Below are 15,121 nucleotides of genomic sequence, written 5' to 3'. Positions count from 1 at the left end.
ACGGGAGAACCGGAGCGGGTGGACAGGTCGTCCAGGACTTCCTCGGACTACGGTCCGCTCTGTTCGCTGGTCTACCAGCTCGACAAGCCCGTCGGGACGTCCTCTGGCGATGTCGAGTTCTACCGGGACCTGCTGGCCGGGACTTCCGGCGAAATCCTGGAACCGGCGGTCGGGACCGGCCGGATACTCATTCCCCTGCTGCAGGCGGGATTCCGGGTACGCGGGTTCGACCCCTCGCCCGCCATGCTCACGATCTGCCGCGACAACTGCGCCGCCCACGGGCTGGACCCCGTGTTGTTCGAGGCCGACCTGGTGACCTTTCAGGAACCGGCCGCCTTTGCCGCGGTCGTGATCCCGACCGGGTCGTTCGCATTGGTGACCGGCCGTGAGCGCGCCGCCCAGGCCTTGCGCAACCTCCGGGAAAGCCTGCGGCCGGGCGGGCGGCTGATCGTCGACGTCGAGCCGCTCGAACAGTCCACCAGCCCTGGGCCGTTGCGGCACTGGTGGCTCGGCGACGAGATGCTGACGCTCAGCTCCCTTCCCCCGGCGCAGCCGGAGGAAGGCGTCGTGAGCAGCTGGCTGCGCTACGAGCGCTGGCGCGACGGCCGGCTGGTCGAGACCGAGCTGCAGAACTTCAGCCTCCAGCGGTACGACCTGGACGGGTTCGCCGCCCTGCTCCGGGAGGCCGGCTTCACCGCCGTCACCGTGCACGCCGACTACCAGGCCGGGCTGTCGCCCACACCGGACTCCCATGTCTGGACGTTCGTGGCGACCGCCTGACCGCCAGCGGCACGCGATAACCACACCACGCGGATCGGGTGGGATCGTCGGAGTCCCGGCTCCGAACAGAACCGCGCCCCCGGCCGCAGCCATCCATTCATCGGTTATGGCGCCTAGGAAGCCGAGATCCACCCCACAGGCCATGGCCGGACCCGGGCCGACGCCATGCGCTCAGTCTCCGTCATCGGGTTCCGGTCATCGGGCCGCAGGCGGTCCTGACGGCACGGCGGGCGCCGCGGGCGCCGGTGGCCGTCGACGCAGTGAGCGCACCGCGAGAAACGCGAGTGGCCCGGTGACGAGGAGAATGGCCACGATCTTTGCCAGGGCCAGGGCCATCAGCGTGGAGCGGGTCGTGCCGAGCGGCAGGAGGTCGTTTTCGAGCACGGTCGTCGTCTGGGTAGCCAGCATCACCGGAGCTAGTATCGCGAGGGCCAGCGCCCAGGGTGGGCCCTCGCTCGCCGACCGGCGAGCGTGGCCGCCGAGGCAGACAACGGCGGCAGTCAGGAACGGAAGGGTGTAGATGAAGGAATCGTCGAGCGGGAGCCCGCCATGGAAGCTGGTGACCTCCACACCAAGAATGCCGGCAAAGAGGGCCGCATAGGCGGCCAGCCACCACGCGGGGCGCCGGACCAGCGGGGCGTCGCGATGAAAACCGGCGAGCACGGCAAACACAGACGCGGTGTTGAGCAGCACCTCTGCGGCGAGCCCGCTTACCTGGACGGCGACCGGCGGCGAGCTGTCGATGAGTGCCGAGACGTTCGCGACGGCGTTCAGCAGCGCGGGCACGACGGCGACCACGGCCAGGCCTTGAGCCACCCGTCGATACCCGAGCAGGAGAGCGACGAAGGCCGGTATCCAGACGAACCCGCTGGTCCACAGGTCGCGCCAGCCGGTATGGAAACCGAACGCGACGGCGAAATCGGGCGGTGCGAGCCCGGGGATTCGCCCATTCAGCCACAGCATGTTCGCCACGGCGAGCGTCGCCGCCACCGAGTGGACGAGCAGCCCGGCGAGAGCGATCAGCCGGACCGCGTCCCCCCAGACCAGATCCCTGGGCGAGGCGCCCGCCCCGCCCAGGTGGGAACGGACCGCGTCGAGACGCAGGCGCACGGCCAGGGCGACCACACTGGCGATCTCGGGCCAGCTCGGCCGCGCGATCTCGGCGAACTCGGGATCGTCGGACTCCGGCACACCGGATAGGAAGGTGTCCACCATGTCGTCCTCCCACGCCTGCCGGTAGGCACGGGGCAGGAGCCTCAGGACGGCGCGGTAACGCTGTTCGAGCATGTTCACGCGGAACCGCCGGCGCTCGCGGCGCGCAGCGCGCGCAGCCGCCGCGAGGCGACGTCGGCGTTGGCGGTCTGGCGCGCCACCTCCGCGGCCAGGGCATCGGCTCCCTGCTCGGTAAGCCGGTAGTACCGACGCAGCCTGCCCTGTTGGATCTCTTCCCGATCCAGCCCGACCAGGCCGTCGGCGACGAGGCGATCCAGCACCCCGTAGAGCGTTCCGACCTTGAGATGCACCCTGCCCTGGGAGAGCTCGCGGACCTCGGCGACGATGCCGTAGCCGTGACACGGCGCACCCACCAGCGCGGTCAGGATGAAGAACGCGGGTTCGGTCATGGTCCGTCCGGTTACCATGCCCGATATATATCGGATTACAGGATATTAGGCAAGGCAGGGGTTCGACGGGAGCCCGTCGGCCTTCTGCGCGAGAACAGCGCCCCGGCCGTCAGGCCTCGGCTTCGAGAATCACCACGCGAGCCCACGCGGGCGGATCTCCAGGACCGCCGGTCTGGGCGCCGTCGCGCAGGAGGCCGGCGATGACGCGCACTGACGCCGTCCTGGTAGTCCGGACCCACACCTCGAGACATGGCTCACGTCAACGCCACGTGGCGGCTGCGCGACGCCGGCACGCGACGCTCTCCGGCGAGCCACCACATCAGAAATATTGGTTAACTGCCATCCGCCGACGCAGCTCCGAATATGTTTGTGCCAGCGATGCTCAGAACGGGGATGCGATGAGCGGTGGCGGCCCTTCCGGCGGAGGCACTCCGCCCGGCGACAGCGGAGACGGCCCTTCCGGCGGAGACGGCCCTTCCGGCGGAGGCGCTCCGCCTGGCGACAGCGGAGACGGCCCTTCCGGGGGAGGCGCTCCGTCCGGCGGGGGCTTTATCCGTCGACTGTCTCGGTCCGAGCAAATTATTGCGGCCATTGCCGGCGCGGTCATTTCGGGCATCTTCGCGCTCATTGCTCTGCGCTTTGCCGGTGGCCAATCCGAAAGTCCGCAGCCAACGGGAACCGCTCAGATATCTCCGGTCAAACTGACCCACGCGCGCGGCAGCTCAGGTATTCTTATTACCCGAACGCCGATTCCCGCAGGATCGCGACCCTCCCTTCCGACATCGATTTGCGACTCAGAAGAGACGGTCCACGCACCTTCGGCTGTCGATGCGATCTCCAATGTCGAATACGTTAACATTCAAGTACTGGACGATGTCGTCGTCAATTTTGGCCGAACGAATGTCAATCTGATCTCCCGGCAACCACCACTGGACGGTTCAGAGGTCGTCTGCAGCGGCGGGGCCATATTTCCAGTCGTATTGAGAATAAATCTGGACGCGAACCCTCCCACCACAGAATACACGAGAAGCAACTCCGACGGGGGAGAGATATCCACCTCGCCGTCACTTCAATTGAATCTCAGCAAGGGCGACACCCTGTCCCTCCTCATCTCGGCCACCACGGATCAGTACGTCAAATGGAGTGGCTCTATCAGCTACTTCGTAGACGGGAAGCCGGAGAACTTCACTCTCGGGGTGCACGAGGTAAGTGGCACTTCGGCGGCAAAGAACAGAGATTCTTACCTCGTGAAAAACGGGGCCTGGGTAACCGAAAAAGAATTCGAGGAAGATCTTGTTTCGCAGAATTCCTCCGGGTAGGTCGTTCGCCGATTGGCCGCCCGCGGCCGGCCAGCACGCACCGGCATCGACGCCTGGAGGACGAATGGGGCTCCGCCCATGCCCCGGCCCTCTCGTCTCAGGAGGAGGTGGCCCGACCGCGGCGTCACCGTGTGCCGGGCGTCATCCAACGGGGTGAGCCACCCGGCGCGCCAGGCGGCCAGCCCGCCTCCACGTCCGATTCATCCGCTGTTGCCGCGGCCCGCCTACAGTGGCCCGGGGAGGCGCGATGGACACCCGGCTGGAGCTCAAGCAGCTGATGTACTTCCTGGCGGTCGCGGACGAAAGGCACTTCGGGCGGGCCGCCGCCAAGCTGTTCATCGGCCAGCCCACGCTGAGCCAGCAGCTGCAGCGCCTCGAGCGCCAGCTCGGCGTGATGTTGCTGGCCAGGACCTCGCACTCGGTGCGCCTCACGCCGGCCGGGGAGGCATTCCGCGTCGAGGCCGAGCAGGTACTGGAACACGCGCAGAAGGCCGTGGACGCGGCGCGCGAGGCCGCGTCCGGCCGGCTGGGCAAGATCACGATCGGCTTCAACTTCGCCGCCGGCCAGCAGGTCCTCCGGCCGACCCTCCGGCGGCTCAACAAGGACTATCCGGAGTTGTCGACGATCCTGTGGGAAGGCCTGAGCGGCCCGCAGCTCACGGCCGTGTCCGACGGCAAGATCGACATAGCGCTCATCTACGCCGCCACGCCGCCCAGGCCGCTGCTGGCCCAGCGGGTCTCGACCGCCTCGCTCGTCGCAATGGTGTCCCGTCACCATCCCTGGGCCGACCGCGAGCAGGTCGACTTCGGCGAGCTCGCCGACCAGCCGATCGTGCTCCTGCGCCGGGAACGCAGCCCCGCCATGCACGACACCGTGTTCGCGGCGGCCGAGCGCCGCGGAATCTCCCTGACGGTCGCGGCCGAGGTCGAGGACAGCGGGGCGACGGCGATGATGGTGGAGACGCTGCAGGCGGTCGCCTTCGTCTCGGATACCCGGCCCCGGCGGCCCACCGACGACCTGGTCGCGATGCCGATCGTCAACCCGGTCCCCCGGGTCGACGTGCGAGCCATCTGGCGCCAGGATTCGCGGCCGGCCGTCGGTGCCTTCCTCGCCAGCCTGGCCGCGGTGGCGCCGTTCCCCTCGCCGCTCGGTGAACGGGAAGGGCACGCCTTCGCCCCGGCGCCCGAAGGCGAGTAGCGCGAGCGGCGCTCGCCTTCGGGCGCCGGCACCGGTCCGGCTCGGGCTCGACCGAACACCTCGGCCGCGTCAACCGTGGGCCGCCAGTTCGTGCGTGGCCGTCCAACCGTCGCACATCGTCGCGACCAGGTTCGTCGAACCGACGGCGCGGAGGTTAACAACTCGAAATCTGGTTCGCGATCGACCGATCGTCGATCTGTGATTGAAGGCCGGTTTCCCCGCTGACACCATTTCCCCGGAACCGACCGGCCGAGGTCGGCTTGAACCCGATCGGGAGAAATGGGACCACACATGCGGTTGACCGTTTTGGGCTGCCGTCAGGGAATGCCCGCGGACGGCCAGGCCAGCTCCGGTTACCTCGTCTCGACGGGGAGGACCAAGCTCCTGCTGGACTGCGGCCCCGGCGCGGCCACTGCGCTCAGCGCGCTCACGCACCCGAGCGAGCTGGACGCGATCATAATCAGCCATCTTCACGCGGATCACTGCTACGACCTGCTGACCCTGGGCAAGACGTTGCTTTCCGGCCGCCTCCGCGACCCGAGACTTCTTCCCACCCTGCGCGGCGCGGCGCAGGTCGAGTGGCCTCCGGTTCCGCTGTACGTGCCGAAAGGCGGCCGGGCCAGGCTCGATATCCTCGCCTCGGCCTTCCCGGTCCCGTCGTTTCCCATGCTGGACCGGTCTTTCGATGTCGCGTTCGTGGTCCACGAGTACGAGCCGGCCGACGCGTTCACCGTCGGCGACTGCGCGATCAGCATGCACGGGTTGAACCACTCACTGCCCAACTGCGGGACGCGCATCGAGAGCCCGGAAGGATCGTTCGCCTTCACCGGGGACACCGCCTACACGCCCGATCTCGTCCCGCTCGCCCAGAACGTCGATCTGCTCCTGTCCGAGGCGACCCTCGAGGAGCCCGACGTGACCTCGCACGGCCACCTCTGCGCGGCCGAGGCAGGCGACGTGGCCGCCGCCGCCGACGTGCGGCAGCTCGTTCTGACCCACTTCGTCACCGCCGACGAGACCTGGCTGAAAGCGCGCAAGGCGGACGCCGAGCGCGCCTTCCGGGGACCGGTCCACCTCGCCGCCCCCGGCCGCACCTTCGATGTTCGTCCCTCGGGAGGGGTTCGTTGATGAGGGGCCAGCCGATGAACGCGGAGCACGCGACCGGCGGCCGGCGGCGGTCGCTGACCGCCGCGGTCGCCCTGATCGCCGCGGCCACGGTGGCCCCCCGCCCATGCTCCCCGTCGCCGGGCTCAGGCCCCGGTCATCGGCGAGGTCTGGCTGGCCGGCCGCGGGGGGAGCGTGGCGCGGTCGGCGTGGCATGAATAGACGATCTCGACCGAACCGCCGGGCAGGGGCCTGGTGCTCTCGAACGTCAGCCCGGCGTCGGGCGAGAGCGCCGGAGTGAGTCGGAGACCGGCTCCGAACAGCAGCGGGACAACGACCAGTTCCAGCGTGTCGAGCGCGCCGAGGACGCGGAACGCATTGATCGTGCGCGGTCCGCCGATGAGGTGGACGTCCCCGCCGCGGTTCGTCGCCCGGATCCGCTCGAGCAGCCGCGCCGGGTCGCTGTCGGCGACGACATCGCTGGGCGTGCCGGGCGGTAGCTGCGAGCCGAGTACGAAGACGTCGAGGCCCGGCCAGGGCCACCGGTCGTTGCTCAGCGCCGGCTCGAAGGTCGTCCGCCCCATCAGCGCCGCCTCGCAGCCGACGAGGAACTCCCTGATCCCGTGGCTTTCCCCGCTGACGAACGCCGGGTCGGCCGTGTGCGCCGGCCACCCGGTCGGCGTCGTCACGAATCCGTCGACACTGATCGCCAACCGCGCCCGAATCCTCATCCGCGTCTCCATTCTGGATCGACTCCGGCCGCCCGCCGCGGCCGTCCCATCCTCTGGTCGGAGCCAACCTCACGATCTCGACACGCCGCGGACGCGGTCGAGGTCCTGGTCGACCCCGCGGACGCGTCACCCGCGGACGCATCGCCCCGCGGACGCTTGGCCAGGGCACAGCGGATGCCGCCAGCACGACCGGTCAGCGCTCACTCAGCGTGGCCGTGTGTGGGGATTGCGTGGTCGGGTAGTTCTGGCATCGAGGGGAGACGGATGTCGAGCTGCCCGACCTGTCTGGGACCGCACACCGAGGTTCGTGAACCGAGCGCGGCCGTCATAGACCTGCTCGAGCTGCTGCGGCGGCGGATGCGGATGGATTTGGCCGGTCTCGGCCGGCTCGACGGGAACCTGCTCATCATGCAGGAGGCCAGCGGCAACGCCCGCATGTTCGGGCTGGCGCCGGGGTGCAGCATGCGCCGCGAACAGGGGCTGTTCGGCCGTGTCCTGACCGGCGAGCTGCCGTCGCTGATCCCGGACACCCACCGCGACCCGCGGACGGCCAACGCCGCCTCTGTCCTCGAACTCGGCATCGGCGCATACGCGGCGATGCCGGTATTCGACGCCGATGGGGCCGTCTACGGTGCGGTCGGGTGCCTGAGCCGGGAGCCGCTGCCCTTCCTCGGGCCCCGCGACATCCGGTTCCTGGGCCTCCTGGCGGATTTCCTCACCGAGTATGTGAGCGACCTGCACGGCATGTGGGAGGCGCGCAGCCGGATGTGGCGCCGCGTCCATGACCTGATCGACGGCGGCGGCCCGCAGATCCACCTTCAGCCCATCGTCGACCTGCACTCCGGCCAGGCCGTCGCGGTGGAGGCACTGTCCCGGTTCCCGGACTCCACCCGCCCGGGATCGCTGTTCGCCGACGCCGCGGCGGTCGGTCTCGGCCCCGAGCTGGAGACGACCGCCGTGCACCGCGCCCTGGCTTTGCTCCCGGATCTCCCTCCCTACGTGCGGCTGGAGGTGAACGCCTCGCCCACGACCGTGACCAGTGGGCTGATCGACGTCCTCCTCTCCACCGGCGCCCCGAGGCGCCTCGCCCTGGAGATCACAGAACATGAGTACGTCGACGAGAACCACGACCTGCTCGCCGCCCTCGCCATCCTGCGGGGTCATGGGGTGCACATCGTCATCGACGACATGGGCACCTGCTACTCGGGCCTCCAGCTCCTGCTCCAGCTACGCCCAGACGTGATCAAAATCGACCGGTACATCGTCCGCGGCATGGCCACCGATCCCGCCCACTGGGCCGTCGCCGAAGGCCTCGCCAGAATCGCCCATGGCATCGGCGCGCAGGTCGTCGCGGAAGGCATCGAATCCGCCGCCGATCTCACCGCCGCACGCACCGCCGGCATCGACTACGGCCAGGGATTCTTCCTCGGCCGCCCCACCGCCGACCTCGACACCGCCTGCCTGGTGACCCGGCCGGCCCTCGTGTCCGCCGGCCAGAGCTGACAGCCCGGCAGGGACTGTTCTGTCAGGACCCGGTGACGCGGACGGCGCCGTCACGCGAACGGCGCCGTCGCGTGGACGGCGCCGGTCACGCGGGAACTGCCGGTCACGCGGGCACGGAGCTGGGCGTCGCCTCCGGCTCAGCGACCAGCGGCAGCGGCCGCGGCCGTCCCGGCAGGGCGGACGCCGCGAGGGCACCGGCCCAGCAGACGGCGGCGCCGACGATGCACCCGATGTGGAACGCCGACAGGAACGAGCTGTGGACGGCGTCGACGAGCGGCCCGCCGCCGGCCCGCGTGGCCACGTCAAGGGCCGCGCCCACCGACGAGGTCGCCTGGGCGAGGAGCCCGGCGGGCAGCTGCGCGAGGCTGGAGTCGCTGAGGTGGCTGACGAAGATCGAGGTGTAGACGCTACCCACCACGGCCACGCCGAGGGTGCCGCCCGCTTCCCGGGTGGCGTCGTTGATCGCCGAACCGACGCCGGCCTTCGCGGGTGGGAGGACGGAGAGGATGGACTCGGTGGCCGGGACCTGGGTGAGGCCGAGACCGAGGCCCATCAGCACCATCTGTCCGACGATCAGCAGGTAGCTCACATCCAGCGGCGACGCGGCGATCCAGGCGAACGAGCCGCCGAGCAGGGTGAGCCCGGTCATCACGACGGGGCGGGTGCCGAACCGGGCCACCAGCACCGGTCCGGCCGCGGAGCCGGCGGCGATGGTGCCCGCGACCGGCAGGATGCGCACACCCGTGGACAGCGGGCCATAACCGCGCACGAACTGGAAGTACTGCGTCACCAGGAAGATGAAGCCGAACAGGGCGAAGAAAGCCACCGTGACCGACATGCTCGCGGCGGTGAACGCCCGGGTGGCGAACACCGACACGTCGAGCATCGGGTGCGCCACGCGGCGCTCGATCATCACGAACACGGCGGCGAGCACGGCGGTCGCGGCGAAGCCGGCGATCGTGAGCGGGGCATGCCAGCCCCGGTGCGGCGCTTCGATGATCGTGTAGACGAGCAGGCCGATCGTCGCGGAGCCGGCGAGCACGCCGGGCACGTCGATGCCGGGAGCCGCCGGGTCGCGCGACTCGGGAACCAGCCAGACCGCGAGCCCCGCGGTGACGATCGCGACGGGTACGAGCGCGACGAACACGCTGCCCCACCAGAAGTTCTCGAGCAGCAGGCCGCCGATGACGGGGCCGGTGGCGACGGCGACGCCGGTGACGGCGCCCCAGATCCCGATGGCCTTGGCCCGCTCGCGCCGGACGGGGAAGGCGTTGGTGATGATCGACAGCGTGGTCGGGAAGATCAACGCCGCGAACACGCCCATCACCGCCCGCGCGGCGGTGAGCTGCCCGGACCCGGTACACAACGCGCCGAGGCCGCTGGCGGCGCCGAAGCCGAGCAGGCCGATGATCAGCGCGGGGCGCCGCCCGAACCGGTCACCAAGGCTGCCAGCGCCCAGCACCAGCGCGGCGAAGGCGAGGTTGTAGGCGTCGACGACCCACTGCAGGTCCCGCGTGCTGGCGCCGATCTCTCGGGTCAGGGACGGCAGCGCGACGTTCACGAGGTTGGTGTCGAGATTGATCGCGAAGGTTGCGAGACACGCGACCGTCAGTACGGCGTATCGGTTGCTCGCCATCCCAGATCCTTAGTGTCGACAGCCTCAATGTTGACAGTGGGTACTTCCGGCATGGTGGACCAAGGAAGTTACCTGTGTCAACATCTAGGTGATGCCTTACCACCACGGGAACCTGCGCGAGGCGCTCATCGCCGCCGCCGCGGAGCTCGCCGCCGAGCACGGCCCCGACGCGGTCGTGCTGCGCGAGGCCGCGCGCCGGGTAGGCGTCTCGCACAACGCCGCGTACCGGCACTTCGCCGACCGCGACGCCCTGCTGCGCGCCGTGTCCGCGAGGGCCATGACCGAGTTCGGCCGGCTGGTGGCCGACCGGGTCACCGAGGCGGCCACCGGCGACAGCATGGAGGCCGCGATGGCCCGGCTCGAGGCATCGGGGCGGGCCTACGTCGAGTTCGCCACGACGCGCCCCGGGCTGTTCCGCATGGTCTGCATCTGGTCGCTTGGCAGCATCACCCCGGACGATGACGTCCGCCATCCCTACGTCCAGCTCTCGGAACGCCTCGACGAGCTCGTCGCCACCGGGGCGATCACCCCTGCCCGGCGCCAGAACGCCGAGATCGGGGCCTGGTCGGCGGTGCACGGCTTCGCCATGCTCGTCCTCGACGGCCCGCTGAGCGCTGCCTCACCCGCCGAGCGAGAGGTCGGCCTCGCCGAGGTCCTCCGCATGGTGCGCGAGGGGATCTAGTGCCGCTTCAACGAACGTTCGCCCCGCGGCCTGCTCCAGCAAGTCAAAGATCAGTCAGAGGGGGCTGCATCCCGTCGAGGTCACCGGCAACCCACACGGCGCCGCGGTCCCCGCCATGTTCGACCGCGGGCACCTGGATCACCTCGCGCTCACCGCCGCGTCGCCGGAGGCCTTCCGCGCCGCCCGCGACCGCCTCGTCGCGCGCGGAATGAGCGACGGCACGGTCGAGGACCTCGGCGCGTTCCACAGCTTCTGGTTCCGTGACCCGGACGGCATGCGGGGCGAGCTAACCCTCATCACCGACCCGGAACTGCGGGACATCCACGAACCTCGCCCCCTGGTGGCGGGCTAGCCGACCCCACCGGTGACCGGACGTGGCCTGACCTCTACGCGGGCTCAGGTCACGATGGGGAGCTTCTCGTAGCCGCGGACCGTGCTGGTGTGCAGGCGCACGGCGTTCTCGTGGTCGACCTCCCAGGTCGGGAAACGCCTCAGGGTCTCCTCGATCGCTACCCGGCTCTCCAGGCGGGCGAGCCCGGCGCCGAGGCAGAAGTGGATGCCGTGGCCGAGGGAGACGTGGCTGTCGACGCGGCGGTGGATGTCGTAGACGTCGGGGCTGTCGTACTCGCGGTCATCGCGGTTGGCCGAGCCGGTCAGCAGAAGGATCTTGGACTTGGCCGGGATCGTGATCCCGTGCAGTTCGACGTCGCGGGTGGTGACCCGGCCCTGGACGGGCGAGGGCGCCTCGTAGCGCAGCGTCTCCTCGACCGCGTTCCGGACGAGGGACGGGTCGGCGGCCAGCTCGGCCCGCTGGTCAGGGTGGGCAGCGAGGATGTCGGCGGCCCAGCCGAGGAGGCGGGCGACGGTCTCTGTGCCAGCCGCGGTGAGCAGGACGGTGAAGTCGGCGGCCTCCCGCGTGGACAGCCGCCGGGTGCCGCCGTCGGCGGCGCGGACCTCGGCCTGGACGAGGGCGGTCATCAGGTCGTCGCGAGGTGCGGCACGCCGGGCCTCGATCTGCTCGGTGAAGTACTCGTGCAGCTTCCTGGCGGCGGCGACGGCGATCTCGTTGGCCATCCCGGCGGTCTCGTCGTGGTAGAAGGTCCCGTCGATCATGTGACGGACCTCTTCGCGGTCCCGCGGGTCGACCCCGATGAGCCGGGAGATGACGATGGAAGGCAGCTGCGCGGCGAAGTCCTGCACGTAGTCGAACCCATCGCCGCCGACCCGAGGATCGAGCAGCTCCGCGCAGGTCTCGCGGATGACACCTTCCAGGCCGCCGACTCGGCGCGGGGTGAAGGCCCGGGAGACCAGCACCCGCAGGGTCGTGTGGGCCGGCGGATCCATGAAGATCATCTGCCCGGTGTCCCAGGGCTCCGGGGTCATGACCTCCAGCACGGTGCCGTAGCGGGAACTGTAGGTGGCCGGGTCCAGGTGGGCGCCGTCGACGTCCTCGAACCGCGCTAACGCGTAGAAGTCGAACTTGTCGTTCCGGTAGACGGGCCGCTCGTCGCGCATCCGCCGCCACAGCGGGTGCGGATCCAGGTCGATCGCCTTGTCGTACGGATCCCAGTACAGATCCTCGGTCACGCTGGCCTTCCTTCGCTCGCGGTGGTCACAGCACGGCGGAGATGGCGAGGCAGCGGTGAGACACCGCCGCTCGACACGGGCACGACTCCCGGTCGGCGGTCGCGAGACCGCGTCCAGGACCGCACACCTCACCCAAGATGCGATCGACGATCGCCTTCCGTGGATGGAGTATGCGATCGCCGATCGCGCACCGTCAAGATGGGTTTGAATAGTGGAATGGAGCGGCGATCACTCGCGGAGACCGGCGGCGACACCCGGCTCGACGCGCCTGAGCGCGAGGCCAGCACACACGCGTGCGACATCGGTTCTTCCACCCCTGGGCCGGCAGCCCCCCGACGCGGGATCGCACCGCCCGAGGCGGGATCGGCCCGCTGGTGGGCCCAGCGGGCGGCATCCGCGAGCAGGCGACGCCCGCGTCCGGGAGGGCTGTCCTCGGACCGCATCGTCGAGGCGGCGCTGGACGTCCTGCGGGAGGGCGGGTTCGACGCGTTGACCCTGCGCTGCGTCGCCGAGCGGCTCGACACCACCATCGCCTCGCTCTACCGGCACATCGCCAGCCGCGACGAGCTGATCGCGCTGATCGCCGACCACGTCATGGGCGACATCCGGCTCGACCGCACCGGCCGAGGCTGGCGGGCCGACGTCGAGGCGTTGATGCGCGACTTCCGCCGGATCAGTCTCGACCAGCCGTTGCCGCCCTCGGCGCGGAGCAGATCGGGCTACGGGCCGAACATGCTGCGCGTCGTCGACGCGGCCCTCGGCCTGTTCCTCGAGGCCGGGCTGAGCGCCGAACAGGCGGGCTACGCGACCATCACGATGCTGGAGCTCATGGCCAGCGCCGTGATCCTGCGGGCCCACCGCGGCCAGGGCCCGGGTGGGGCGATGGGATCCGACGGGTTCGACGAGCTGCTCGACCGGCTACCGGCCGACCAGTTCACCGCCCTGCGCGCGTCCGGGAGCACCTACGTCTCCGCGGGGGCTGACGACGTCTTCGACCACAGCATGGCCATCTTTCTCGACGGCGTGGCCAGCCAGCTCCCCGGAACCCGGTGACGGCGACACCGGAATACCCCTCGACGCCGGTTCCAGCCACTGTGGTGATGGTGCCGGTGTCGGCCCCTATCGGCTGGGTTCCTGGCGGGGTTGCGGGACTGGTTCGGCGAGGTCCGCCGGGGTGAGGTGCGCGAGGCCATCATGGTGGCGGATGACGTCCCGCGATTTGGCAAGGCGGATGTCGTCGAACGCGGTCACGCCGGCCATCGTCACCGCGACCAGCCCGAGTGCGGCGAGCGCGGGCAGATGGCTCAGCGCGGGGATGATCGCGAGCAGCAGCACAGCGACGACCAGCCTCGGCAGATTCGGCTTTCCGACGTTGCGCCACCGGATGGAACTGACACCAATGAGATACAGCGCCGGTCCCAGCCCGAGCGTCACGGCGGCGAGACCCTTGACCGGATCGGTCAGGTCATGGTCGGTCGTGTCCGCGACATAGCCGGCCACCTTCTTTATGCCGAGCGCGGTCGTCAGGATCCCGAGGACCAACAGGAAATGCAGGTAGGTGTAGGTGTCGCGGGCCATCGCCGTCCGGGCTGCGCCGGTTCGTCGGCGCAGGATCCGCTCACCGACGAGCGCGACCACGTCGAAGTACAGCCACCACATCGTCGCCGACACCGCGATCGCCAGCGCCATCGTGGCGAGAACGGCCCAGCTCACCGGATACGCCGCGGCGCCGGCGCCGAGGGCGACGACGGACTCGCCCAGTGCCACGATCACGATCAGCCCGTGCCGCTCGGAGAAGTGCCCCGGGGCATGCACCCGCCAGCCCTCGCCCGCGGTCACGAAGATGCCGCCGTAGTCGACGGCGAGCGCGGCGAGCCAGATCAAGGTCCGAGTCCCGTCGTCGGCGAACGCGCCGACGACGAGCAGGACCGCGGCCACGGCGACGGGCACGGCCGCAACCACGATCTGGCGCAACAGCACGGCATCCCCACGCGCCGCTACCGCGTAAACCAGGAGATGCTCGACGCGGACGACGACGATCGCCAGCGCGAGCACCACCGGGGCGTCAAGGCCGCCGGGCAGGTCGTTCCACGCCTCCGGCACCGCCAGCGACGCCGCGGACATCGCCACCATGGCGGCGATCAACGCCGCCCGCAGCACACCTTCGTCTGCCCGCGCCTGATTGCCCAGCCAGGCGTAGCTGATCCAGGCGAACCACAGGATCGCGAGGAGCAGCAGGCCGCGCAGGGCGCCGCGCGCTGTCGGGTCGTCGGCGACCAGCGCGGTCACCTGGGTGAAGGCGAAGACGAAGACGAGGTCGAAGAAGAGCTCGAGGGTGGTGACCCGGTGCGTGGAGTCGGTCGGGACGATCCGGCCCGTCATCCTCACCGGCGCCCGGCGCCGGCCGGCCGGCGGGGCCGGGACGTCCGGGCTGTCGCCACCGGCGGGGCCAGCGGGCGTGGGTGCCTGGTCCGATGCGGTCACGGGTGGAGTCCTCCCACTGCGGTCACCGACCGTCGTCGGCCGCCGGGAAACGATCCGCCCGCGGCCGGCGGGCGGGCCAGAGGATCGGTCCGCCGAGATAGGCCGCTGTTCATCGGATCTTCCAACCCGGCCCGGCTACTGATCACGTCCGTTTGCGGTCGGCGGCGGCTCGCTTGCCGGCTGTTTCGGCACGCGATCGGTCTCATCGGGGGCGCCGTGTGGTCAGGTCGGGGCTGGGTCGTCCTCCCGGTTGATCGTGAGGTGCTACTGAAGCTGCCTCGTTCGACCACTCCCGAACGGTGCCGCGCGTCGTCACGAGCCGATCATCCCACAACCGCAGCAGGATCGCGGCGGCCCGCCAGCGACCCCGCCGTCCAGCCCGGCCAGCAGCTCCATGTTCCGACGGCCCGACAGATACGGGTAGAACAGAACCTCGGGCTCTCGACGAACCCGCCGACCCCGTCCGGCATGGCCG

At 70.1% G+C, this 15,121-nt stretch carries 14 protein-coding genes; 8 read left to right on the top strand and 6 right to left on the bottom strand.

The window, feature by feature from the left end:
• The first annotated feature begins 18 nt into the window (after window positions 1–18).
• Window positions 19–780, top strand: coding sequence for a class I SAM-dependent DNA methyltransferase (locus BCD48_RS30615; RefSeq protein WP_071051862.1), 762 nt, complete (start codon window positions 19–21; stop codon window positions 778–780).
• A gap of 195 nt (window positions 781–975) precedes the next feature.
• Here the strand turns inward: BCD48_RS30615 and BCD48_RS30610 are convergent, their stop codons facing one another.
• Together BCD48_RS30610 and BCD48_RS30605 are read right to left on the bottom strand one after the other, a co-directional pair.
• On the bottom strand, window positions 976–2,073 hold the full coding sequence (locus tag BCD48_RS30610; RefSeq protein ID WP_131804129.1) for a hypothetical protein: 1,098 nt from the start codon (window positions 2,071–2,073) through the stop codon (window positions 976–978).
• Window positions 2,070–2,402: a PadR family transcriptional regulator gene (locus tag BCD48_RS30605; protein WP_071051860.1), complete on the bottom strand. Its 333-nt coding sequence runs from the start codon at window positions 2,400–2,402 to the stop codon at window positions 2,070–2,072. Before BCD48_RS30605 ends, BCD48_RS30610 begins: the two co-directional genes overlap by 4 nt.
• 269 nt (window positions 2,403–2,671) lie before the next feature.
• On the opposite strand from BCD48_RS30605, the gene BCD48_RS51640 reads away from it, so the two are divergent.
• From BCD48_RS51640 to BCD48_RS30595, 3 genes are all read left to right on the top strand, one after another.
• Window positions 2,672–3,721, top strand: a complete 1,050-nt coding sequence (locus tag BCD48_RS51640; protein ID WP_157910587.1) for a hypothetical protein — start codon at window positions 2,672–2,674, stop codon at window positions 3,719–3,721.
• A gap of 247 nt (window positions 3,722–3,968) precedes the next feature.
• Window positions 3,969–4,919 carry a LysR family transcriptional regulator gene (locus BCD48_RS30600; protein ID WP_071051859.1) on the top strand — a complete coding sequence of 317 codons (951 nt, stop codon included), beginning with the start codon at window positions 3,969–3,971 and terminating at the stop codon, window positions 4,917–4,919.
• Window positions 4,920–5,210: 291 nt separating this feature from the next.
• On the top strand, window positions 5,211–6,047 hold the full coding sequence (locus BCD48_RS30595) for an MBL fold metallo-hydrolase (protein WP_071051858.1): 837 nt from the start codon (window positions 5,211–5,213) through the stop codon (window positions 6,045–6,047).
• A gap of 122 nt (window positions 6,048–6,169) precedes the next feature.
• Here the strand turns inward: BCD48_RS30595 and BCD48_RS30590 are convergent, their stop codons facing one another.
• Window positions 6,170–6,754, bottom strand: coding sequence for a dihydrofolate reductase family protein (locus BCD48_RS30590; RefSeq protein ID WP_071051857.1), 585 nt, complete (start codon window positions 6,752–6,754; stop codon window positions 6,170–6,172).
• A 264-nt stretch (window positions 6,755–7,018) separates the two neighbouring features.
• Here BCD48_RS30590 and BCD48_RS30585 point away from each other — a divergent pair, with 264 nt between their 5' ends.
• Complete coding sequence (locus BCD48_RS30585) at window positions 7,019–8,257, top strand: sensor domain-containing phosphodiesterase (RefSeq protein ID WP_071051856.1); 1,239 nt, start codon at window positions 7,019–7,021, stop codon at window positions 8,255–8,257.
• Window positions 8,258–8,360: 103 nt separating this feature from the next.
• Here BCD48_RS30585 and BCD48_RS30580 read toward each other — a convergent pair whose 3' ends face one another.
• Complete coding sequence (locus BCD48_RS30580; protein WP_071051855.1) at window positions 8,361–9,893, bottom strand: MFS transporter; 1,533 nt, start codon at window positions 9,891–9,893, stop codon at window positions 8,361–8,363.
• A gap of 91 nt (window positions 9,894–9,984) precedes the next feature.
• On the opposite strand from BCD48_RS30580, the gene BCD48_RS30575 reads away from it, so the two are divergent.
• Complete coding sequence (locus tag BCD48_RS30575; protein ID WP_071051854.1) at window positions 9,985–10,575, top strand: TetR/AcrR family transcriptional regulator; 591 nt, start codon at window positions 9,985–9,987, stop codon at window positions 10,573–10,575.
• A gap of 115 nt (window positions 10,576–10,690) precedes the next feature.
• Complete coding sequence (locus BCD48_RS30570) at window positions 10,691–10,927, top strand: VOC family protein (protein WP_071051853.1); 237 nt, start codon at window positions 10,691–10,693, stop codon at window positions 10,925–10,927.
• A gap of 44 nt (window positions 10,928–10,971) precedes the next feature.
• Here BCD48_RS30570 and BCD48_RS30565 read toward each other — a convergent pair whose 3' ends face one another.
• Window positions 10,972–12,162, bottom strand: coding sequence for a cytochrome P450 (locus BCD48_RS30565; RefSeq protein WP_071051852.1), 1,191 nt, complete (start codon window positions 12,160–12,162; stop codon window positions 10,972–10,974).
• 216 nt (window positions 12,163–12,378) lie between these two features.
• Here BCD48_RS30565 and BCD48_RS30560 point away from each other — a divergent pair, with 216 nt between their 5' ends.
• Window positions 12,379–13,215 carry a TetR/AcrR family transcriptional regulator gene (locus tag BCD48_RS30560; protein WP_241842121.1) on the top strand — a complete coding sequence of 279 codons (837 nt, stop codon included), beginning with the start codon at window positions 12,379–12,381 and terminating at the stop codon, window positions 13,213–13,215.
• Window positions 13,216–13,281: 66 nt separating this feature from the next.
• Here the strand turns inward: BCD48_RS30560 and BCD48_RS30555 are convergent, their stop codons facing one another.
• Window positions 13,282–14,646: a low temperature requirement protein A gene (locus tag BCD48_RS30555; RefSeq protein ID WP_083419446.1), complete on the bottom strand. Its 1,365-nt coding sequence runs from the start codon at window positions 14,644–14,646 to the stop codon at window positions 13,282–13,284.
• Window positions 14,647–15,121: the final 475 nt, after the last annotated feature.

It is taken from the genome of Pseudofrankia coriaricola, from assembly GCF_001854805.1.
Classification (GTDB): domain Bacteria; phylum Actinomycetota; class Actinomycetes; order Frankiales; family Frankiaceae; genus Pseudofrankia.
This window is presented reverse-complemented; position numbering and strand designations above follow the sequence as displayed.

Excerpts from the sequence above, each read along its gene's own strand:
- BCD48_RS30580 (WP_071051855.1), bottom strand. The coding sequence starts at position 9,893 with ATGGCGAGCAACCGATACGCCGTACTGACGGTCGCGTGTCTCGCAACC.
- BCD48_RS30575 (WP_071051854.1), top strand. The coding sequence starts at position 9,985 with ATGCCTTACCACCACGGGAACCTGCGCGAGGCGCTCATCGCCGCCGCC.
- BCD48_RS30560 (WP_241842121.1), top strand. The coding sequence starts at position 12,379 with ATGGAGCGGCGATCACTCGCGGAGACCGGCGGCGACACCCGGCTCGAC.
- BCD48_RS30605 (WP_071051860.1), bottom strand. The coding sequence starts at position 2,402 with ATGACCGAACCCGCGTTCTTCATCCTGACCGCGCTGGTGGGTGCGCCG.
- BCD48_RS30590 (WP_071051857.1), bottom strand. The coding sequence starts at position 6,754 with ATGAGGATTCGGGCGCGGTTGGCGATCAGTGTCGACGGATTCGTGACG.
- BCD48_RS30595 (WP_071051858.1), top strand. The coding sequence starts at position 5,211 with ATGCGGTTGACCGTTTTGGGCTGCCGTCAGGGAATGCCCGCGGACGGC.
- BCD48_RS30585 (WP_071051856.1), top strand. The coding sequence starts at position 7,019 with ATGTCGAGCTGCCCGACCTGTCTGGGACCGCACACCGAGGTTCGTGAA.
- BCD48_RS30600 (WP_071051859.1), top strand. The coding sequence starts at position 3,969 with ATGGACACCCGGCTGGAGCTCAAGCAGCTGATGTACTTCCTGGCGGTC.
- BCD48_RS30570 (WP_071051853.1), top strand. The coding sequence starts at position 10,691 with ATGTTCGACCGCGGGCACCTGGATCACCTCGCGCTCACCGCCGCGTCG.